This is a genomic window from Bacillus sp. GW823-FHT06B01 (genome assembly GCF_058952315.1).
Map to the genome: position 1 here is coordinate 287,693 of NZ_JBXAHR010000001.1, position 21,913 is coordinate 309,605.

Sequence of the window (21,913 nt, forward strand, 5' to 3'; positions counted from 1 at the left end):
TAATTATCATAATCAATTATAATAGAAGAATAGTAGTATTCGTATTACAAAGAGGGAGTGGGATATATGTTTATCGAAACGAAAACATTTACAGTAAAAGAAGGTACATCAAATATAGTTGTAGAACGTTTCACTGGAGAAGGTATAATTGAAAAATTTGAAGGCTTTATCGACTTGAGTGTTCTTGTGAAAAAAGTAAGACGCGGAGACGAAGAAGTAGTCGTTATGATTCGCTGGGAATCTGAAGAAGCATGGAAAAACTGGGAAACAAGTGAAGAACATCTAGCAGGACATAGAGCGAGTCGTGGTAAACCAAAACCAGATCATATCATTAACGTGGATCACGCAGTTTATTATGTGAAATCATCGAAAGCGGCTTATCAACAGTCGTAATATATAGTTAAAGTTAGAGGATATTTGTTTATTAATAAACAAATATCCTCTTTTTTTGATTTATAGTAAAATATGGATGTAATATATATTTAATTGTTTCATTATAAATGGAGGTAAATGAAGTGAAAAAAATGTTACTAATGGCAGCTTTAGCGACGACATTATTATCAGCATGTAGTAATAATAAAGTGGAAGAAGAAGTATCTAAGAATGAGGAAGAAAAACGTGAAAGTAGTGCAAAAATAGTAGAGCGGAAGGAATATATCATTATTGATAAGAAGTATAATGATATATTTCTAAAAGATGCTAACTCAAATAAAGAAGATAGTGTGAAGGTAAGTTTAAATGATTTAAATCCAACAAAATGGGAGGCACCTGTAAGAAACGGTATACCAGATATAGGTGATCATATTTCTTTGGAAAAAGAAGAGGGTAAATATACACCTATATTAGTAAAAGATCTTGTTGGTGAAATAAAATATGATGGTACAATTAAATACAAAATTTTAGAAGCAACTAATAAATCAGTAAAGTGGCTTCCACTAAATAAAGAGAACAATGGAGGGGCTGTTCCACCAGAAATGGTAAAAGTAGTGAGCGCTTCGAAAATAAAAGCTGGAGATATTGTTACGATTCAAGATAAAACCAAAAGCAGTAAAGACGCAATTGTATATGAACTAACAATTATTGAATAAGTATGTAGAAGATGAAAGATATAAGAGAAATAAAATATATAGGTAACGAATAACTCCTTAATAATGTGTGTGGAGGTTACAAATGTTAGAAGCACAAATATTTAAACATGAACAACATAAAAAATTAGTGCAAACAATAGTAGCGGAAACCTTATCTATGGAAAAGGTACATGGATTCATGCTAATTGGATCTGTCGCAAGAGGCGATGCATATACTGATTCGGATTTAGATTTCTATATTCTTTTAGAAGATGGACAAAAGAAAAAATTTCATTCTGAAACGAGAGAAGATATTTTAGTTGAATATAAGAGTGCAGATTTTAATTTAATACAAGTAAACTTTAAAAACAATCCGATGGAACTATACTCATTTCTAGAAGGGGAAATTTTGTTTGATAAAAGCGGTGAGTTGAAAAAGTTAAAGGAAATAGCTACATATGAATTTGAAAACTATCGTGTTTCTAGCGACAAAGTGAAGGGCATTTCTCATTGGTTGCATAGTTCATTAATTAAAATTCAATCTGCTTTGAAAGCAAATGATGAGTTAAAAGCTTCATACATCGTTCATACGTCAACTTGGACATTGTTAGATGGGATATGGGCTGTTAATAATAAGCCTACACCGCCAGCGGGATCTGTTTTGAAGTATTTTGAAACATTATCTAAAGTACCAACTCACTTTGAAGGTTTTATAAATAAACTGTTTTTAGGTGATACGACAGAACGTACCTCTGCAGCAATTTTCTTGATTGAGTGGGTTTTACACAATTTGAAAAATAAATAATGTGACTATTTTATATAGGTAAAATAATATTTCGCGTCGAACGGTTTATGGAATTGCAGTCATAAAAACGTTCTAGGTTATAGAGAAAATTATTAGACTATAAAGCATAGTCTTAGATGGAACGCTTGAATATCTTACCTTACATATTTAAGTGTTATGAAAATAAGTTTATATACCCTGTGCTTAAAAGGAGATGAGTGAATGAAGTTAAATCATTTGAATCTATGCGTTGATGATTTATCAGAAGCGAGACATTTCTTTGAAACATTTTTTGATTTTCAATTTTTAGAGCAAAAGGGAAGGGCACTAGTAGTAATGAGTGATGAGAGTGGATTTATACTTGTGCTAAGCGATCCAAAAGCATTTAAGGGGAATATGGAAGTTATGTATCCAGAAGCTTTTCATATTGGTTTTTTAGTGGATACTTCAAATGAAGTTGATCAAGCATATAATCGTTTAGTAGCTGGAGGTATTGAAATAGAAAAGGCACCGTATTCTATGAGAGGTAGTAGTTATGGTTTTTATTTTACAATGTTTAATGGATTATTAATTGAAGTGTCCTGCCTTGACTATAAAGATGGTAAGAAAGTTCAATAACAATTAACAAGAGTAATGGTTTGAAGATGTAAATCAAGCCCCTTATCCAGTTTGGAAAGGGGCTTGATTATTTTAAGGGACATATAAGTAAAAATAAACGGATTTTAGTCAATAAAATGATTTGTGAGACAACTTCTTTATTAATCTACCTTAATTTCAAATTCAAGCACAGCTTGATCTTTCCTAAACGGCATATTGAGTTCTTTAAATCGTAAGCTTATTCCAGACAAATTATCAGGAAGGGCAGGAGATACAACGAAATGATGACTAAAATGTCCATCAGTGCCACCACCACCTTCTGGCCAGCAGTCATATGTATCATCTATTGATAATTGGAAGAAACTATGAGGCTTATTTTCATTAAAAACTTCATCAGTGGAATCCCAATCGCTATATAAATAAACTACACTAGCATTTGCATATGATACCTTTATGTTCATACGTTTTAAAAACAGGTACATGTTTTTTGAATGTAGTTGGTTCGACGCGAGGTTTAAATTCACCTTCGTCCATCATGGAAGAGAATAATGAATTTAAATAGTCTGGATAAAATCCGTATTGCTTTGCCCATTTATAAATCGCTTCATCATGTGGAAAACCTGGATCACCATCTGAAAGTTCTTTTCGTTCTTTTAATAGGGCACAAATTTTTTCATCGATAGTATATAACCTTTCATCGTAATAATCAGTAGGCCGTTCAAAACCCATTTGTTTCATAATCATTCCTCCTTTTCTTTATTTTAACAAAAAGAAAGTGCGATACATTTTTAAATGTAAATTTAAACTCATTCATAAATCAAATATTGTAGACTTAAAATGAAGTTTGATAACAAGGTCTATTTAGCAGAGGAATTGCTTGTGCATAAAATAATAATAATGTATGAATCAAGCAGGTTTTCCATATGGTAAAGTACGAAACTATTATAAGTAGTACAGTGAAATCAATAGGAGGTTACCGCTATGACAGCTGTTTTTAAAGATATGGCGTTCCAGTTAAAAACGGAACGACTCGATCTGAATATGTGGGAGGAATCTGATGCAGTCTGGCTGAGAAAATTAGTTGGTGAACGTGGTGTGGACATGCCAACCATTGAATCTGTTCGTAGCTCTCTTATCGAAATGCGCAAGAAAGCAACTGAAAATGGTATTTCTCTTCTTACTATACGTAGGCGAGAAGAAGGGGATTTCATCGGATACTGTGGCTTAATCATCGGTCGATCCACGCTTGAAGAGCCGGAAATTGCATACGAGTTGTTCCAACGTGCTCATCGCAAAGGTTATGCGACAGAGGCAGCATCAGCAGTGCTTGAGGCCGCGATCGCTACGGGTCGCCATAGACTTTGGTCTACTGTAGGCGCTTGGAATACGGCGTCTTTCCGGGTATTAGAAAAGATAGGATTTAAGCGGCATCACAGTACGTTTGGTGAACGCGGTGAGATTGTTTGGAATGTGCGCGATCTGTAGGGATTTGACTCAATTCAGAACAAAAATTGTAAAAGAAAGCCTCTATGTTAGGTTACTTAGTAATCTAACATAGAGGCTTTTCATTATAGTAAATATTGAGTTTGTATATATGTAAGTGTAATAGTCTGTCGTTTATTTTAATTTTTTACATCTTCATATAATTGGAGAGCCTCTTTCACATTCATTCCATTCTTCACAATGCCATGAATCGCTTGAATCATGGCAGCAGGATGTTCAGATTGCCATATGTTTCGGCCCATATCTACGCCGATTGCGCCTTCTTGCAGTGCATTGTACGTAATGTTTAATGCGTCTTCAATTGAATCGAGTTTTGGACCACCAGCGATTACGACTGGAGCAGGACAAGTGCTTGTAATTTTTTCGAATCCTTCGCAGTAATATGTTTTAATAATGTCAGCTCCCATTTCAACACAAACGCGGGAAGCGAGTGCGAGAAAGCGTGCTTCACGTTTTTGTAATTCTTTCGCAACAGCAGTAATACCGAGTACTGGTAGACCGTAATCGTGAGCTTCTGAAACTACATTTGCGAGATTTGATACGGTTTGTGTTTCATAGTCTGATCCGACGAAAACAGAAACGCCGACGCCAATTGCGTTTTGTTTTACTGCCTCTTTTACAGGTGTAACAATTGTTTCATTCGCTAAATCTTTACCGACGACAGTAGCTCCGCCTGATACACGCATAACCATCGGTGTGCTGCAGTTTTCAGGAATACAGGAGCTAAGTACACCTCGAGTTAAAAAGAGAGAATCTGTGTAAGGAAGTAAGTTTTTAACTGTTTCAAGTGGCTGTTCTAGCCCGTGTATTGGTCCTAAAAAGTAGCCGTGATCTATCGCTAACATAACCGCTCTTCCATCAGGTAAAATTGTATTTAATCGATTTTTAAATCCCCAAGTCATTAGAAATCACTCCTTCGTTAATGTTGGATTTTCCGTTTGTACCGTATCTTTATTTGGTAAATGTGGTGACTTAATAAAAACTGCTTTAAAAGGTTTGTCAGAATGGTTAATTAAATAGTGAGACTCATGAGGGCGAACTTGCAACACATCGCCTTGTTTAATTGGCACTCTTTCGTTATTCACATAGAAATCAATTTCACCTTCTAATGCATAAAAGACTTCTTCGCACGTCGTATGATAGTGATTTTGAAACTCCTGCCCAGGCTGAATGACAACAAGACCAAGATCAATATTCGGCCCTTGTATTAAATATTTCGGCCCATTATCACCGAAGCGATAGGAGAAGTCATTTTCATTCGCTTTTAACATACTTTTTCACTCCCTTATGTAATGTGTTACAGAGCACCAGGCGCAATCCACATATGTGAGGTGAGCCCTTTATCAGCTAAAGCGAGTTGACTGTCATACACAGTTTTCCATGTTTCATAGAATTCTTTGTATAGTTCATGATTTTCAGTAATTGGCTCGAATGTGTGCTCCCACTGTACAAACTGTTCAGCAGTTTCTTCCATAGATGAATATATGCCAGCGCCAACTCCAGCAGCAATCGCAGTTCCTAAAGCAGCTGCTTCTTTCACAACAGGTACTTTTACAGGAATACCAAGGACGTCCGATAAAATTTGTGGCCATAGTTTTCCTTTAGCAGCACCGCCAGCAAAAATGACTTCAGAAGGGAATGTTCCTGTAAGATTTTCTATTAATTTTAAGTTACCAAGTGTAACGAAGGCAGCATTTTCTTCAATAGCACGGAACAGCTCTTTTTTTCCGCATTTGTCAGCATCTAAACTTAAATTTAAAAAAGAAGGTGCGGCATGACGCCAAGAAATGTAGTTCATTACGTTTGAAAAAGTAGGGATAATACCATGTGAGCCGACAGGTACGTCTTTCGCTTGTTCTTCTAATAATGCATAAGCATCTACACCGAGTTTGTCAGCAAGTTTCTTTTCCTCATGGCAAAAAGCATCTCGAAACCAACGCATAACAAGGCCTGGGAAAAAGGCAATCGTTTCATATTGCCAAAGGTTAGGTATAACGTGACAATTTACCCGAATGGAAGCATGTGGATCTGTTTTTGGCTCTGTAACATTGACTTCTTGTTGCCAAAAACTACCTCCGCATATTAACGTTTGATTAGGTTTCACGACTCCTGTTCCAAGTGAGGCCATTTGTGCATCTCCGCCCCCGGCGACGACAGGAATTCCTTCACATAATCCAGTTAATGCTGCACACTCTTTTGTGACGGTACCAATTACTGTACCAGCTTCATTTACTGTTGGTGAAAATGGCAACGTTAAACCGCACTCGATAGCGACATCGCTATCCCATACTCTATTTTGTAGGTCAAAAATACCGGATGTACATCCGTTTGAGGGATCGATTTGTAGTACTCCGCTTAGTTTATATAAAATCCAATCGTTTAACATCGTAAAAGAATGAATATTACTATAGACGTCTGGTTCATGTTTTTTAATCCAAAGTAGGCGAGGTAAAGCACCTAATGAAAAAGTTTGACCAGATCTAGTATATAAATCTTCTTCAAGATGTGACCGTATTTCTTTTAGCTCACTAACTTCAGAGGATGCACGTCCATCAACATTTGCACAAGCCCATATTTCTTGCCCACCTTTATCATATAAAACAAAACCTTCTCGCATACTAGTAGCGCTAATAGCTAGAATAGAAGAGGGCGTGACATTACTTCTTTGTAAAACTTCTTTCGTGCACTGTTGTACTAGCTTCCAGTTTTCTATTACATCAAAATTCATAGAACCTGGGTAACGAGGATCCGTGTTATGAACCCATTCTTTTTGACTGACCGCAATTTGATTCCCTAATAAATCAAAAAGAACAGCTCGAACGCTTCCTGTACCAGCATCAAAAGCTAATAAATGAGACATTAACAATCACCATCCTTTCGTAATAAGGAGAGGGCCGTTTCCTCATCGGTAATTAATGTATGAATGAACTTTCCTTTTAAGGCACCGTAAATTGCATCTATCTTTTCTATACCTCCAGCAACACCAACGACATGTTTCATTTTGCGCAGAATCGAGAGCGGCGTACCAATTAGTCGACTATGATGCGGGAGCTTTAATAAATCACCATTCGTATTGTAAAACTGTCCTAAAATATCGCCAACACCGTTTTGGCTACGAATATACGTCATTTCACGTAGTGTTAATTTTTCTTCCTTTACAATCGTAGCGTCTTGAGATAATCCTCCAATACCGACAACTGCCGTATGTGCAAGTGAAGCGACATGAAGCATATCTTTTACAGTCGGTTCCGATAGCATACTTTGTGCCATTTCGGTTGTAGATGCTAGAAACGGCGTAGGGATAATGTGAAAATCGCCTTGCATGTAGTGAAAATAGTTTTGTTTTCTCGGGAGATAGTGATTTACTCCGCCTGTTAGCGTTACAATTGAAAGATTAATAGAAGTTTCAAAATGAATGTTTTCTAGCATTTTGCTAATCGTTTCGCCCCATCCAATGCCGAGTAAATCACCTTGCTGGAGCTGAGTTTCTAAATATTGTGCAGCAGCTTTTCCGAGAGAAGCGTGATAATTGTTTATTGGAGTAGGGATAATAAAAGCATCTTTTAAGTGGAATTTTTTCATTAGGTCACGCTCAATACTTAAACAGTGTAAACCAGTTCCTTTTACGTGAAATGTAACGATACCTTCACTGCGTGCCTTATCTAATAATCGGACAACTTTATTTCTTGAAATGTGAAGAAGTGAAGCAATTTCCTGTTGTGTTAATTGGTCTTTATAATAGTACCAAGCTACTTTAGTTAATAAATTCTGTTCAAAGTTCAGCTGTGTCATACGCGTCATCCCTTTCAACAATTGACCACTGCTTAAACATATGTGCCATATATTTTGTTTATTCCAGTTGAAACGATTAATTGTCTGATGAAAAAAGTGTTCTAGATATGAAAAAAGAAATATACAATGCTACAAAACAAGTAGAACAAATAATCATTTTCTCAAAAAATGTTCTGGATGAAGGCAGGTGACATCATGTGGAGAACATACCTTTATTACATGTAAAGAAAATGAGTAAGGCGTTTTCAAATCAACTTGTGTTAAAAGAGGTGAACTTACAAGTAGAGCGTGGCGATATATACGCTTTAGTTGGAGGAAATGGTGCTGGAAAATCAACATTAATGAAAATATTAACGGGGTTATATTCGTATGATAGTGGAGAAATGTATGTAAAAGGAATGAGGAAACAGTTTGTAAATCCGGAAAAAGCACACCGAGAAGGGATTTACTTAATACCACAAGAACCACTCATTTTTCCGCATATGACCATTGAAGAAAATATATGTATCGGACTAAAAGGGAAGAAAAAGGAATTAAAAGTAAAGATTCAGCAATTGATTGACAGTTTAAGATGGGATATTGACCTTAAAGAATTAGGAGGATCACTATCCATTGCGCAGCAACAGTTAGTAGAAATCGTTAGAGGATTAATACGGGAAGCCGAGATTCTTATTTTAGATGAGCCAACATCGACATTAACAACTCACGAAATAAAGAGTTTTTTTGTGCTGATGAAAAGTTTACAAGAAAAAGGAATTGGAATGATATATATTACGCATCGCTTTCCAGAAATCTTTGAAATTGCCAACAAAGTAGCGATATTACGTGATGGAATGATTGTAAGCCAAGGTGATGTATGTGACTATACATATGACATGCTAATGGAGGGGTTATTGCCGAAAGGGTATAAACAAGAAGAGAAAAGAGAAATAGTGCAAGAGACAAAAGAAATGAAAAAAATATTAGAAGTAATTGATATAACGAGTCACGCATTCGAAAATATATCATTTACTGTACATGCTGGGGAGATTGTAGGAATTGCTGGCATTGTTGGATCAGGCAGAACGGAATTAGCAGAAACCATATTTGGATTGAAGTCTATAAAATCAGGTTCTATTTTATTAGAAGGAAAATCAATTGATTCATGCTCTTTGCATAAAAGACTTAGCGAGGGATTAGTTTATGTGCCAGAGGATAGAGCAAGAAATGGTATTTTCTCAATTGCATCAGTTAAAGAAAATATGACTGCAGCAAGTTTACATCAGAATAGTCGATTTTTCATTAACGAAGAAAAAGAAAGCGCTTTATTTAAGGCGTATATAGAACAGTTTCGAATTGTTGTACGAAGCATGGATGAAGTTCTAGCATCTTTATCGGGAGGTAATCAGCAAAAAGTCGTGCTTGCAAAATATCTTGCGTGTAATCCAAAAATTATTATTCTTGATGAACCGACTCGCGGAATTGATGCGAAAGCAAGGATTGAAGTATATGAGACGATAGAAAAAATGAAAAGAGAAGGACTCGCAATATTATTAATCTCTTCCGATGTTGAAGAAATCGTTCAATTAGTAAATCGTGTATATGTAATGCGAAATGGACAATTTGTTTCTCATTTAGAGAAACAAAATATGACTGTAGATGAAGTTACACGTCTTGCATACGGAGGTGTAACGGAATGAAACGTATGTATAAAATGCACGAAACATCTATCATACTATTATTACTCATTTACATTGCCATTGTCGGAATGATAAATCCAAGTTTCGTTCAGCTTAACTCGTTATCTTTAATGATGAAATCAAGCGTTATTTTAGTTGTGCTAGCAATTGGCCAATCGTTCGTCTTATTTACGAAAAATATAGACGTATCAGTCGGTTCAATTATGGGATTAAGCGCAGCTGTTTGCGGGATGTTGTTAACGGATGGATATCATGCATTTTTGTCCATACTTGCTGCTGTTTTACTTGGCGCTATTCTCGGTTTTATAAATGGGATTGGCGTTGCGAAGTTTCGGGTACCAGCTATTATTATGACATTAGGTATGTTAGGGATCATTAGAGGTACGATGTTAATTTTCACAGGCGGAAAGTGGATTGAAGACGTACCAAACAATTTTAAGAAAATGTCATCGATCGTCATACTTGGTTTGCCGATAATTGTATGGGTTGTTCTTATTATTTTACTACTACTATACTTCTTTTTAAGGAAAGTGCCATTCGGAAGATACTTTTATGCGGTAGGTGATAATGAAGATGGCGCGAGACTCATTGGTATACCTGTTAATAAAGTGAAGATATATGCGTTTATTATATCTGGCATAAGCGCTGCACTCGCTGGTTGCATATTTGTCATGAATATCGGATTCGTTCCAAATCAAACAGGCACCGGGATAGAACTACAGGTTATCGCAGCTGCTGTACTAGGGGGAATTCATTTAAAAGGAGGAACGGGTTCTATAGTTGGAGCTGCATTAGGAGCAGTATTTTTAGAGGCGATTAGTAGTTCACTTGTCTTTTTAAAAATACCTGCGTTTTGGAATAATGCTATTTCAGGGTTTTTATTATTAGTAATCGTTATATTAGATAGTGTTATGAAAAAGTGGAAGGCGGAAAGGAGGATGAATCTATGAAGTATTTGTACAGATGGGAAGGTGTTCTAATTGTATTACTTTTTATAGAATTCATTCTCTTTAGTTTTATAAGTAGTGATTTCTTAAATATTAGTAATCTCCTTTTTAGTACAAATGATTTTCTATTTATAGCAATCGCAGCGATACCAATGACTTTCGTTATTGTAACAGGAGGAATTGACGTTTCTGTAGGATCTATTATGGGGTTAACTTCGATTATTATTGGTGTACTTTGGATGAATGGAATACCTATTTTGCTAGCGGTCATATTAGCTCTTTTAATCAGCTGTTTAGCAGGAGCTTTAAACGGATTCATTATAAAAATGACAGACGTAGAGCCACTTGTCGTTACACTCGGAACAATGTTTTTATACGGTGGAATTGCACTCGTCATTTCAGGAGGGGCAGGTGCTTCTGGATATGAAGGGATAAGTGGTTTGCCTGACGCATTTGTACAACTGGCAAACGGTAGTTTTATAGGGATACCGAATTTATTATGGTTATTGATTATATTAACGATTTTATGCACTGTATTGTTTCACCGTACTATTTATGGGCGCCACGTCAAATTAACTGGTGCAAACGAAAATGCAGCAAAATACACTGGGATCAAAACGAAAAAAGTAGTCATCATCGCTTACATACTTTCCGGGTTAGGAGGTGGATTAGGAGGCGCTTTCTTAACTGCATATTTCGGCTCCGCACGTGCTGATATGGGAAGTGAAACGATTTTACCAATCATTACAGCAGTCGTATTAGGCGGGACACTTATTACAGGAGGGAAAGGAAGCATTATCGGTACTGTACTGGCGAGTATTTTTATAGGACTCATGCAGTATGGCTTGCAAATGACGGGTTTAACAAATGAACAATCTAACGTAGTTATTGGTATTATTCTTATTCTTTCAGTTATTATGAGACATTTCAAATTACATCAATTCACACCGTGGAAAAGAAAGAACTTGCATAAGGAGGAAATGTCATGAAGAGAAAACTGGGGATTGTATTCATTGTATGCATTTGTTTAATCGGTTTAATCGCTTGCTCTAGTCAAACGGCAGATAAGAAAAAGGCAGATGATGTGAAATTTGCATTCATCCCGAAATTAACTGGAGTTGGCTTCTTTACATCGGGTGGTGAAGGAGCAAAAGAGATGGGAGATAAGTTAGGCGTACATGTGAAATATGATGGACCGTCTGAAGCAAGTGTATCAGGGCAAGTGAAATATATAAACAACTTTATTAATCAAAACTATGATGCACTTATGGTCTCTTCTACGTCAGTAGATGGTTTATCACAATCATTACAACGAGCTAAGAAAAAAGGAATGACTGTTTTAACGTGGGATTCTGATGTGAATCCGAAAGACCGTTCATTTTATATAAGCCAAGGAACACCAGATCAACTTGCTAATTTATTAATTGAAATGACTTCCAAACAAATTGGGGATAAAGGAAAAGTAGCATTTTTTTATTCTAGTCCAACGGTAACGGATCAAAACCAATGGGTAACGAAAGCGAAAGAAATTATTAAAAAGAAATATCCGAACTGGGAAATTGTAACGACGCAGTACGGCGAAAATAATGCGCAAAAATCGTTATCTGTAGGAGAGAACATTTTAAAAACATATCCAGATATTAATGCAGTCATTTGTCCGGATGCAACGGCACTACCAGCGATGGCACAAGCAGCTGAAAACTTAAAAATGGATAAAAAAGTAGTCGTAACTGGTTTTTCCACACCAAACGTTATGCGTGATTACGTAAAACGAGGAACAGTACAACAATTTGGATTATGGGATGTAAAACAACAAGGTGCACTCGCAACGTATGTAGCAAATGAAATAGTAGTAAAAGGGAAGAAGTTAAAAGTAGGGGATAGTTTCGAAGTAAAAGGAATCGGAAAAGTGAAAGTAGAGCCAAACTCCATCCAAGGTTATGATTATGAAGCAGAAGGAAATGGAATTATCGTATTGCCAGAGCGGGTTGTATTTACGAAAGAGAATATTGATAAATATAATTTTTAGTAACGAAAAAACGTCCGAATAAATCGGACGTTTTTTAATAACTTCTTTAATTATGAACCGTTTCTTTTTCATTTAATCCAAGCGTACGACCTGTAGAAGTGTGAAGGTCTTGGAACAATCTTGGATTTTCAGTTAGTGAAATGCCATAAGAAGGAATCATTTCTTTTATTTTTTCTTCCCATTCTACCATGCGGCTTGGGAAGCATTTTTCTAATACTTCAAGCATGACGTGAACGGCAGTAGAGGCACCTGGTGAGGCACCTAGTAATGCAGCGATTGAGCCGTCAGCTGCACTGACAACTTCTGTGCCGAATTGAAGTGTACCTTTACCGCCAGCATCAGTGTCTTTAATTACTTGCACACGTTGCCCAGCAACTACAATATCCCAATCTTCACTTTTCGCGTTCGGAATGAATTCGCGTAATTCTTCCATACGTTTTTCGTGAGATAACATAACTTGCTGAATTAAGTATTTTGTTAATCCCATTTCTTTTACACCAGCAGCTAACATCGTTAAGACGTTATTCGGTTTTACAGAACCAATTAAGTCAAGGTTTGAGCCAGTTTTTAAGAACTTAGGAGAGAACCCTGCGAACGGTCCAAATAGTAAAGCTTTTTTATTGTCTATATATCTCGTATCAAGGTGAGGTACAGACATTGGCGGAGCGCCAACTTTAGCTTTACCATATACTTTCGCATGATGTTGCTCGACAACTTTTTGGTTTTTACATACCATAAATAGTCCACTTACAGGGAATCCACCAATATGTTTTGATTCAGGGATACCAGTCTTTTGTAGTAGAGGTAGACTACCGCCACCGCCGCCGATAAAGACGAATTTTGCAGTGTGATGCTCAATTTTACCACTATTCATATCGTGTACTTTTACTTCCCACAAACCATTCTTTGTGCGTTTAATATTTTCGACACTATGTTTGTAGTTTAGCTCGACATTTTTCGTTTGTAAGTAATCAAACAACATACGTGTTAATGCACCGAAGTTAACATCTGTTCCAGAATCAATCTTCGTTGCAGCCATTGGTTCGTTAGGTGTACGTCCTTCCATAATGAGTGGAAGCCATTTTTTTAATGTTTCAGGAGCATCGGAAAATTCCATACCTTGAAACAGTGGATTTTTTGAAAGCGCTTCAAAACGGTTTTTTAGAAACTCAACATTTTTTTCACCTTGTACTAAACTCATATGAGGTAGAGGCATAATGAAATCTTGTGGATTACGAATTAATTTACTTTTTACAAGATATGCCCAAAATTGTCTTGAAAGCTGGAATTGCTCATTCACTTTTACAGCCTTACTAATATCTATAGATCCGTCAGATTTTTCGGAAGTATAGTTCAGTTCGCATAGCGCAGAATGCCCTGTACCTGCATTATTCCATTCATTAGAGCTTTCTTCCCCGGCACTTGCGAGTTTTTCAAAAACTTTAATTTCCCATTCAGGTGCTAATTCTTTTAGTAATGAGCCTAACGTTGCACTCATAATTCCTGCACCAATTAAGATAACGTCTGTTTTTTGCTGCATGTTGCTCATGATAATCTCTCCATCCCCTATATTGGCAAAAAAGAGTAGGTGTTTTCTATGTCTAAGCCGTAAAAGAGAAACACCGCCTAGGCCCCACCTAGGTATTTACCTTTTTTGTCTCAATTGTATAACCATCTCATACTCTATTATAATAATTAATAGACTAAAATATCTAGTGTTATCTGATAATTTTAAACTATTTAACGTTTTATTCGCCAAAAATCTTATTTAACAAGCTCTTTTAAGGTGATAAATAGAAAAAAATCACAGTTTGAAATTATCCCGAAAAAGCTTACGTATCCAAAAGTGGGTAGAAATTACACCTTTTTATGGAATTTTTCGCTCTGTTTATTGTATAATTATTCTGGAAATTGAAAAGGAGGGATACACATGCGTACACAAGAACAAATCGCAAACTTATTTCGAAATTTTTCAATAAAGGAATGTAAAGGGTCAAGTGACTTATATGAATACTTATCAATAAAAATTGCTGAAGATGAGGAAGTACTTACACTCTCTTCCTACGCTCAAGCAGGCCAACCAGTCCCAAACTTATTATTAGGTGCAGTACATTATTTATTATTAGCAGGGAAAGAACATCATGTAAAAACGTATTATAGTAGCTTAGTTGAAAATGCTAATACGGATTTAGATAAAGCTTTTGATAATTTTAAAGATTTCTGTAAAACGTACCGAGAAGAAATCATTACTTTATTACAAACGAAACTCGTTCAAACGAATGAAGTAAGGCGATGTGCGTACTTATACCCAAGTTTCTGTTACATATTTAATAAAGTGAAAAAGCCGTTAGCGTTAATTGAAATTGGAACAAGTTCTGGATTACAACTGTTCTGGGACCAATATAGCTATTCGTACGGAACAGATGAAACATACGGAAATATAAATTCAAATGTACATGTAACTTCTGAAATAAGAGGAGAGAATGTGCCTCATTTTCTAAAAGAAAGTCCATCTGTCGCAGAAAGAATAGGACTAGATTTACATGTAAATGATTTACATAGTAATGAAGATTATTTATGGCTACGTGCACTCATTTGGCCAGAGCATAAAGAAAGACTTGAAATGTTTGACCAAGCAGCATCTTTAGTGAAAAATGAATCTGTTCAATTAATAGAAGGAGACGGTGTGGAGCTATTGCCATCTATCATCGAACAAATAAGTAAAGGTGCTGTAATCTGTATTTTCCATACACACGTCGCAAATCAAATACCTGAACAAGTAAAACGTAAGTTAGAAAAACAAATCCAAGAAATCGGTGCAAAACGTGATGTATTCCACCTATATAACAACATGTGGGATCGTGACCTTCATATTGATTATTATATTAACGGAAACGAATATCGTGAAACGGTTGGAGAAACAGAAGGGCATGGGAGATGGTTTAGCTGGAAACTTGGGAATGAGACGCTTTGTTAATATTTGAGAAATTTTTATTTTCAAGAAATTAGATAATGAAATTCCAGAAAAATGAAAGTAACTAGTTACTTTCATTTTTCTTTTGTGATAATATGTTAGTAATTACTTACTAACATATTGGATGGAGGAATAAAGATGGGGAAATTAACAGCACGAGAAAAAGTTATGGAAGCTGCTACGTTATTATTCGGGGAAAAGGGGTATACAGCGACAACAATTCGTGAAGTGGCAGAAAAAGCTGGGGTAAGCGAGTTAACGATATTCCGTAATTTTAAAAATAAGGAAAATTTATTTAGAGAGAGTATTATTTTACGGACGACACCAGTGGCTTTGTTAGAGGAAATTGAAGAACAATTTACTGGTGATTTACATAAGGACCTTACGAAAGTGGCAGAAACATATATTCAAACCAATTTGCCAAAGCTGAACTATATTTGGGCTGCATTAATAGAATCAAGACAAAATAGTGAAATGAAAACATTACTACACGAGTTGAATTCACATTTAGTAGATCACCTAGAAAATTATTTAAAGCAACTTGGAGAGAAAGGACACATTTCCCCGTGTAATTACCGTGTAATAGCGAATATGTTTTACGGACAACTGTTTTTATACATTATGAACGTTAGTATAACGGAAGAAGAAATTCAGTTAGAAGAATATATAGAGACGTGTGTAAATTTATTTATGAATGGAATTTCAAATAAAGAAAACGAATAGGGGTGGGAGAATTGCGGAATACATTTGCATTAATAGCTTTAATTGCAGGTTTTTTTATGGCAATTTTAGATTCAAATATTGTGAATATCGCATTACCAGAAATGACAAAGACATTTCATTCGTCAATTGATACAATTTCATGGATTGCTAATAGTTATAACGTCGCCTTTGTATCGTGTTTATTAATTGCAGCACGTCTTGCGGACCAGTTTGGTCGCAAGAAGCTGTATATTATTGGTTTATTGGGGTTTTCTGTTAGTTCGTTTATGTGTGGTATAGCCACTTCTTTTCATACATTAGTAGCTTTTAGGGTAATACAAGGAATTTCAGCCGCAGTTATCGTACCAGTTGCTATGCCATTAGGCCTTAATTTAGTACCGAAAGAGAAACAAGGTATGATAGGAGGTATCATGGGAGCTTTTGGGGGATTAGCAGCGGCAATTGGCCCTTCACTTGGAGGTATTTTAACTCACAAATTGAATTGGAGTTGGGTGTTTTTTATTAATATACCAGTTGGTATTTTATCTTTCATCTTCGTGATTCTTTGTATTAAGGAATCCTATGATCATGCTGCAAGCTCTAAAATAGATTGGGCAGGTATGATTACTTCTGCATCTGCACTATGCTTACTCGTATATGCACTCATACAAGTAAATACAAATCATTTAAGCATGATAAGCTTAATACTTCTTTTTATGCTCTCACTCATAGGTTTTATATTATTTTTTATTATTGAAAAGAAAAGTGAAAATCCAATGTTGCCATTAAAGTTATTCACAAATAAAGAGTTTTCAATCTCGAATTTTTCTTTATTCTTTGTTGGAATGGGATTAATGAACTTTTTGTTTATACTTGCTTTTTATTTCGTTCAAGTAGGAGGTATGACTGAATTACAGTCAGGTTTAATAATTAGCACGCTAGCGATAGTTTCAATGATTGTTACATCAATAGTGACACCAATTGCAGCAAAGCGGGGAAGTTCATTAATAGGTAGTGTAGGACTACTAATATTTATCATAGCATCATATTTATTTAGTCAAATAGACTCCACCTTTACTACATGGGATTATATTTGGCGATTAATGATTGTGGGGATTGGAACTGGCTGTACAATAGCACCGTATACAACAACGGCAGTTTTAAGTGTGCCAATTGAAAATTCAGGCGTTGCTACAAGTGTATGTAATATTTCTAGAACAGTTGGAGGTATTGTTGGGGTAGCGATTCTGGTGATGTTTTTGAATCATCAGTTGTTAGTTGAAAAAGAGAAGATAAATAAGGAAGTAGTGACTATGATTAAAAATAGTGATTTGTCAAATTTAGAAAAGGTACAAGTAGTGCAAGCGATAAATAAAAAACAGCAAATCGACTTAAAAACTGATGAGGAGGGCAAAATTTACAAACAACTAAATGCGGGATATAAGAAAGGAACTATTCGTAGTTATAATTTAGCATTTTTAATCGGAGCTACTATATTTTGTCTCGCATTGATTTTTAATATAGTAAGAGTCTTAATAGATAAGAAAATAAGTAAAGAAGTAAAATCTTATGTTTTGTAAATATTATTATATAAATTAAAAGATATTGTTATACTAAACTGCTAAATATAACATGAATGTTTATTTAGCAGTTTGAACAATATTAAAACAGTTAAAAAGGCGGAATACTTTGCGGGAAGTTAAAAACATTTTTCGGATCATATTTTGCTTTTACTTCCATTAATCGGTCAAAGTTGCAACTGAAGTATGCATCTGGCCAATCTTTAATGGATAGGTCGGGAGTATTAACGTATACACCTTTTGTAAATGGCAGCATTGCTAAGCGAAAGTCTTCCACCCATCGAATACTTGCAGCAGCACCTTCTGGTTGCCCCCAAGTGGCGAAGATTGACATATTTGATAGTGCTTTTCGGTAATAATAAGCAGTCGCTTCATTTGGTACTTCAGCAACAGCCCCGCCTAATCCGTGGAAAAATACGGAGGTGGTGGCATGGGGAGGTGAATTTTTAATAAAGTGATCAATTATGGATAGGCCTTCTTCTGGTAGGAGTTCATATACATATGGACCAACACTTTTAAAGGGTAAAGGTGTTGCAGGTTGCTTTTCGGCTATTTTCGCTGCTGCTTCTGCCCATGGTATTTCTTCTATAGTTACTTGTAATGGTGAACCGGCGTTTAATAATGGCTGTAGCAGTACCTGCAATTCTTGAACAGAGCCGAGAAATACACCTTGCATTAATAAAGATGGTTCGAACTCTGCAGACATGAAAAGAGTAGTTGTAAGTCGTTTATCAGCGCAAGGTAGTGTGTAAGTTTGCCAAGTGTTTATTACGTCTTTTAAATCGGATATTCCCCAGCTTATTTCTGCAAAGCCTACCGTATTAATTTTATGCGTTCGAAATTTGAACGAAGTACATATGCCAAAGTTTCCACCACCAGCACCTCGTGAAGCCCAAAAGAGGTCAGAGTTACACTTTGTATTAGCACGTATTACACAGCCGTTTGCGTCTACCATTTCAAATTCAATTAAATGATCGAGAGTTAATCCAAACGGACGGGAGAGAATGCTATGTCCGCCTCCTAAAGTAACACCTGCAATACCAGGTGTCGGACAAACTCCACTTGGCACAACTAATCCTTCAGCTGCAAGTGTTTCAATTAAAGAAATGTTCCTCCAGCCTGTTCCGATTGTTACAGTCTCACTTTTGTGATCTATTTCTAATTGTTTCATTTCACTTACATCAATTACAAGGCCAGCATTACTAACGGATAATGCCTCATAATTATGACGTCCAGAGCGCATACGCATAGGGATGTTATGTAGCCTCGACCAGCGAACAGCATTCACTACATCTTGCGTATTTTGAGCAAAGACAATGATTAACGGGAATTTGTTAAAGAATGTGTTGAACTCCTCACGAGCTGAATTATAGTCCGGATCATTAGGTGTAACGATACGACCAGTAAGTTCGATTTTTGGATTACTCATTTTCTCTTTCTCTCCTTGTTACAAAATAAAATGCTTACAATTTGGAAAAGCAGTAAGTAAACAATGACTATACTTTAAGATTAAATGAAGAAAGGAAGGGGAATATTCCGATAAAGAAAAAGGCAGTGCTTCATATATGTAGCACTGCCTTTTTGTAATTATATATATGTACTCAAAATCTCCCCAGGCAATACATCAATCTCCCAAACTTTTTCAGATATAAAAACTACATTTATAAAAGATTAACAAAAGTAATTGTTAATCTTTGGTTAGTATCGTACATACAATATGTAATTAAGTAAGTGTACTATGGAGCGAATACAGAAAAGGGTGAATGAAGCATATGAATTCATTTGAGCAAATGATGTACGTTGGTATCATCATGTCTATTGTACTATCTGTAATGATTTTAGGATCTTTATATTATAATCCGCGTCTTTCGTTAACTGATTATCCAAAAGATATTCAAAAGGTAGTTTTTCCAAAATCGATTTATGAAAAAAAGCAAACGATTTACTTTAACATTGCATATAATGCTATTCTTTTCGGTACTCCTTTCGTTTCTACATATATATTACATAAACATGAAAAATTATTATATATTGATGCCTATTTACATGCTTTTGGTATTGTAATGATTTTCAATTTAGTAGATTTGTTTATAATTGATTGGCTAATCTTTTGCTGGATTACCCCAAGATTTGTTGTTATTCCTAGTACAGAAGGCATGAAGGGTTATAAAGATTATAAGTTTCATTTAAGAGGGGCTATAGTCGGCACAAAATTTTTAGCAATCGTAAGTTTATTTTTGGCAGGAATTGCAATAACTATGTAGCATAAAAAGTATTGTTTCATTTTGTTTTGATAGTAGAATTTTAGGTAACTTTAATCAAACTAGTATTAATTAGTATTAGTATATTTTTAATTTTTATAATACAACCTCATAAATATTAATATATGTTATATAGAGCGAAAATTCATTTTATCCCGCTTTAATGGGCAGTAAGACCCCCACCTCAAAATTCAGCGAAAGCAAAGAAGTTAGGTGGGGGTCGGACTGCCCATAAAAGTCCGATTGGTTCAACTAATAATCAGTGGGGGATGAAGAAAACCCCACTGATTAAAGTTTCACTTTATAAAAAGGGGTGTGTTATGAAAGAAACGAATGAATCTTTAAGAAACGATTTAAAGAAAGATATAAAATTTTCTATTATAATCCCTGCGCATAATGAAGAAAAATACATTGGAAAATGTTTAGATTCTATTTCAAGGGCAGCGGAAGCATATAAAGATCAAACTGAAGTCATAGTGGTTTTAAATCGTTGTACAGATAAAACAGAAGAAATAGCAAAGGGGTATAACTGTATTACATTAAAAAATGACGATAAAAATTTATCGAAAATCCGAAATGCAGGAGCCGCGATAGCTACTGGAGAAATAATCATTACTATAGATGCTGATACGCAAATGACAGAGTCTTTTTTGTCTAACGTAGAAAAATATTTAGTTTCAGGTAAATATATTGGCGGTGGGGTAACCGGTAAGTTTGAAAGAATATCTTTAGGAATATTTGTTTCCGCATTGTTAATAATAATTCCATTATTTTTTAAGTACGGGGCTATATCTGTCGGGATTTTTTGGTGCTATAGAAACGATTTTATGGCGATTAATGGATTTAATGAAAATATGCTTATGGCAGAAGATGCAGATTTTGCAAAACGTTTAAAAGAATGGGGAAAACAACAAAATAAGAAGTTCGGTACAATAAAAAATGGAATGATAACTTCGTGCAGAAGATTTGATACATATGGAGATTGGACTTTAGTTAAAAATCCAAAAATAATCTTAGCGTATTTAAAAGGAAATGATAAAAAATATGCAGATAAAACATATTATGATAATCAAGAAAGATAACTGTAGAAATTCTTAAACAAATAGCTTTTTGCTCACCTCATTTTATCCCGCTTTAATGGGCAGTAAGACCCCCACCTCAAAATTCAGCGAAAGCAAAGAAGTTAGGTGGGGGATGAACAAAACCCCCACTGATTAAAGTTTCACTTTATAATATATAGAATTAAAAATGAGAATTTGATAGTATTGGAGTAAGGAGTTTTAATAGCAGTATATTAAGTCGTATTAATATACTGTTGCAAATGCTCCCCTAATTTCATGGGAGTATTTGGTAGAAACCGAAAAAATAATGGAGGCTAATATGAAAAAAATAATTGGCGCAGCAACAGCAACTGTTTTTGGGTTGGGGGCTTTTACCACAACTGCTATCGCAGAAACGATCGTAACAGCAGATGTACTCAACGTACGTGAAAAACCGACTACGGAATCAAAAGTTATCGAAAAGGTAAAGGAGGGACAAGAGTTAAAAGTAATAAATACCGAAGATGGATGGTCAAAAATTGATTTAAACGGTAAAGAAGTGTTTGTAAGCTCAGAGTTTACAAAAGATGTGTATCATGTAACAGCGAATTTGTTAAATGTACGCTCTGATGCAAATACAGAATCAGAAATTCTAGGCAGACTGAAAAAAGATGATGTAATTGAATCAACACATCAAGTAAAAGACGGTTGGCTAAAATTTGAGTATAAAGGAAAAACAGCTTATGCAAATGTTTCTTTCCTATCAAGTACAGCACCAGTTGAAAACACAGCTAAAGAGAAAACGAAGCAAGTAGCGAAAGTACACAAACCAGCTAAAGCTAAGGATGAAGTTAAAGCACAAAAGATAGCAAAGCCTAAGAAAGAAGCGAAAGTACAAAAAGTAACAAAGCCTAAAGAAGAAGTGAAAGTACAAGAGGTAGTAAAGCCTAAAGAAGAA

General features: G+C 35.4%; 21 protein-coding genes and 2 pseudogenes. 15 read left to right on the forward strand and 8 right to left on the reverse strand.

Annotation, left to right across the window (positions count from 1 at the left end; all coding sequences use genetic code 11):
- Positions 1-66: 66 nt before the first annotated feature.
- The 4 genes from hmoA to AC1Q8N_RS01530 all read left to right on the forward strand — a co-directional run bounded on the left by hmoA (position 67) and on the right by AC1Q8N_RS01530 (position 2,469).
- On the forward strand, positions 67-393 hold the full coding sequence (gene hmoA, locus AC1Q8N_RS01515) for a heme-degrading monooxygenase HmoA (protein WP_000469503.1): 327 nt from the start codon (positions 67-69) through the stop codon (positions 391-393).
- Between the two features lie 107 nt (positions 394-500).
- Positions 501-1,088: a hypothetical protein gene (locus tag AC1Q8N_RS01520; RefSeq protein ID WP_098136572.1), complete on the forward strand. Its 588-nt coding sequence runs from the start codon at positions 501-503 to the stop codon at positions 1,086-1,088.
- Between the two features lie 82 nt (positions 1,089-1,170).
- The gene (locus AC1Q8N_RS01525) at positions 1,171-1,872 is read left to right on the forward strand and encodes a nucleotidyltransferase domain-containing protein (protein WP_048547617.1); all 702 of its coding nucleotides are present in this window, start codon (positions 1,171-1,173) and stop codon (positions 1,870-1,872) included.
- Positions 1,873-2,073: 201 nt separating this feature from the next.
- Positions 2,074-2,469, forward strand: coding sequence for a VOC family protein (locus AC1Q8N_RS01530; RefSeq protein ID WP_048547616.1), 396 nt, complete (start codon positions 2,074-2,076; stop codon positions 2,467-2,469).
- Between the two features lie 140 nt (positions 2,470-2,609).
- Here the strand turns inward: AC1Q8N_RS01530 and AC1Q8N_RS01535 are convergent.
- Positions 2,610-3,186: pseudogene (locus AC1Q8N_RS01535) on the reverse strand (hypothetical protein).
- Between the two features lie 243 nt (positions 3,187-3,429).
- On the opposite strand from AC1Q8N_RS01535, the gene AC1Q8N_RS01540 reads away from it, so the two are divergent.
- Positions 3,430-3,933, forward strand: coding sequence for a GNAT family N-acetyltransferase (locus AC1Q8N_RS01540; protein ID WP_098049132.1), 504 nt, complete (start codon positions 3,430-3,432; stop codon positions 3,931-3,933).
- Positions 3,934-4,070: 137 nt separating this feature from the next.
- Here AC1Q8N_RS01540 and lsrF read toward each other — a convergent pair whose 3' ends face one another.
- From lsrF to AC1Q8N_RS01560, 4 genes are read right to left on the reverse strand one after another with little or no spacing between them, the layout of a single operon-like run.
- Positions 4,071-4,853: a 3-hydroxy-5-phosphonooxypentane-2,4-dione thiolase gene (lsrF, locus tag AC1Q8N_RS01545; RefSeq protein ID WP_061679973.1), complete on the reverse strand. Its 783-nt coding sequence runs from the start codon at positions 4,851-4,853 to the stop codon at positions 4,071-4,073.
- Positions 4,854-4,859: 6 nt separating this feature from the next.
- Positions 4,860-5,222, reverse strand: a complete 363-nt coding sequence (locus tag AC1Q8N_RS01550; protein WP_000909986.1) for a cupin domain-containing protein — start codon at positions 5,220-5,222, stop codon at positions 4,860-4,862.
- A gap of 26 nt (positions 5,223-5,248) precedes the next feature.
- The gene (gene lsrK / locus AC1Q8N_RS01555; protein WP_141520081.1) at positions 5,249-6,811 is read right to left on the reverse strand and encodes an autoinducer-2 kinase; all 1,563 of its coding nucleotides are present in this window, start codon (positions 6,809-6,811) and stop codon (positions 5,249-5,251) included.
- A complete protein-coding gene (locus AC1Q8N_RS01560; RefSeq protein WP_141497589.1) occupies positions 6,811-7,743 on the reverse strand; it encodes a sugar-binding transcriptional regulator in 933 nt (310 codons plus the stop codon). Before AC1Q8N_RS01560 ends, lsrK begins: the two co-directional genes overlap by 1 nt.
- 197 nt (positions 7,744-7,940) lie before the next feature.
- Between AC1Q8N_RS01560 and AC1Q8N_RS01565 the strand changes: the two genes are divergently transcribed.
- Genes AC1Q8N_RS01565 through lsrB form a run of 4 tightly spaced genes read left to right on the forward strand, consistent with a single transcriptional unit; the run spans position 7,941 to position 12,398 of the window.
- On the forward strand, positions 7,941-9,422 hold the full coding sequence (locus AC1Q8N_RS01565; RefSeq protein WP_098132359.1) for a sugar ABC transporter ATP-binding protein: 1,482 nt from the start codon (positions 7,941-7,943) through the stop codon (positions 9,420-9,422).
- Entirely contained in the window at positions 9,419-10,372 is a 954-nt protein-coding gene (locus AC1Q8N_RS01570; RefSeq protein WP_493521025.1) for an ABC transporter permease subunit, read from the forward strand. Before AC1Q8N_RS01565 ends, AC1Q8N_RS01570 begins: the two co-directional genes overlap by 4 nt.
- Positions 10,369-11,358, forward strand: a complete 990-nt coding sequence (locus AC1Q8N_RS01575; protein WP_141497590.1) for an ABC transporter permease — start codon at positions 10,369-10,371, stop codon at positions 11,356-11,358. Before AC1Q8N_RS01570 ends, AC1Q8N_RS01575 begins: the two co-directional genes overlap by 4 nt.
- Complete coding sequence (gene lsrB, locus AC1Q8N_RS01580) at positions 11,355-12,398, forward strand: autoinducer 2 ABC transporter substrate-binding protein LsrB (RefSeq protein ID WP_098068323.1); 1,044 nt, start codon at positions 11,355-11,357, stop codon at positions 12,396-12,398. Before AC1Q8N_RS01575 ends, lsrB begins: the two co-directional genes overlap by 4 nt.
- Positions 12,399-12,444: 46 nt before the next feature.
- Here the strand turns inward: lsrB and AC1Q8N_RS01585 are convergent, their stop codons facing one another.
- On the reverse strand, positions 12,445-13,947 hold the full coding sequence (locus tag AC1Q8N_RS01585) for a malate:quinone oxidoreductase (protein WP_000069156.1): 1,503 nt from the start codon (positions 13,945-13,947) through the stop codon (positions 12,445-12,447).
- A gap of 381 nt (positions 13,948-14,328) precedes the next feature.
- On the opposite strand from AC1Q8N_RS01585, the gene AC1Q8N_RS01590 reads away from it, so the two are divergent.
- The 3 genes from AC1Q8N_RS01590 (at position 14,329) to AC1Q8N_RS01600 (ending at position 17,654) form a co-directional block, all read left to right on the forward strand.
- Entirely contained in the window at positions 14,329-15,375 is a 1,047-nt protein-coding gene (locus AC1Q8N_RS01590; RefSeq protein WP_048547607.1) for a DUF2332 domain-containing protein, read from the forward strand.
- Positions 15,376-15,510: 135 nt separating this feature from the next.
- Entirely contained in the window at positions 15,511-16,095 is a 585-nt protein-coding gene (locus AC1Q8N_RS01595; protein ID WP_073515438.1) for a TetR/AcrR family transcriptional regulator, read from the forward strand.
- Positions 16,096-16,106: 11 nt separating this feature from the next.
- Complete coding sequence (locus AC1Q8N_RS01600) at positions 16,107-17,654, forward strand: MFS transporter (protein WP_048547603.1); 1,548 nt, start codon at positions 16,107-16,109, stop codon at positions 17,652-17,654.
- A gap of 91 nt (positions 17,655-17,745) precedes the next feature.
- On the opposite strand, the gene AC1Q8N_RS01605 is transcribed toward AC1Q8N_RS01600, so the two are convergent.
- Both AC1Q8N_RS01605 and AC1Q8N_RS01610 read right to left on the reverse strand, forming a co-directional pair.
- Positions 17,746-19,083: an FAD-binding oxidoreductase gene (locus tag AC1Q8N_RS01605; protein WP_098681214.1), complete on the reverse strand. Its 1,338-nt coding sequence runs from the start codon at positions 19,081-19,083 to the stop codon at positions 17,746-17,748.
- A 158-nt stretch (positions 19,084-19,241) separates the two neighbouring features.
- Positions 19,242-19,319, reverse strand: a pseudogene (locus AC1Q8N_RS01610) (GNAT family N-acetyltransferase); the annotation flags it as partial.
- Between the two features lie 107 nt (positions 19,320-19,426).
- Between AC1Q8N_RS01610 and AC1Q8N_RS01615 the strand changes: the two are divergent.
- The 3 genes from AC1Q8N_RS01615 to AC1Q8N_RS01625 form a co-directional block, all read left to right on the forward strand.
- On the forward strand, positions 19,427-19,918 hold the full coding sequence (locus AC1Q8N_RS01615) for a hypothetical protein (protein WP_048547597.1): 492 nt from the start codon (positions 19,427-19,429) through the stop codon (positions 19,916-19,918).
- Between the two features lie 317 nt (positions 19,919-20,235).
- A complete protein-coding gene (locus AC1Q8N_RS01620; RefSeq protein ID WP_493521026.1) occupies positions 20,236-20,997 on the forward strand; it encodes a glycosyltransferase in 762 nt (253 codons plus the stop codon).
- 298 nt (positions 20,998-21,295) lie between these two features.
- Positions 21,296-21,913, forward strand: a 618-nt coding sequence (locus tag AC1Q8N_RS01625; RefSeq protein ID WP_493521027.1) for an SH3 domain-containing protein, incomplete at its 3' end; no start/stop codon positions are given.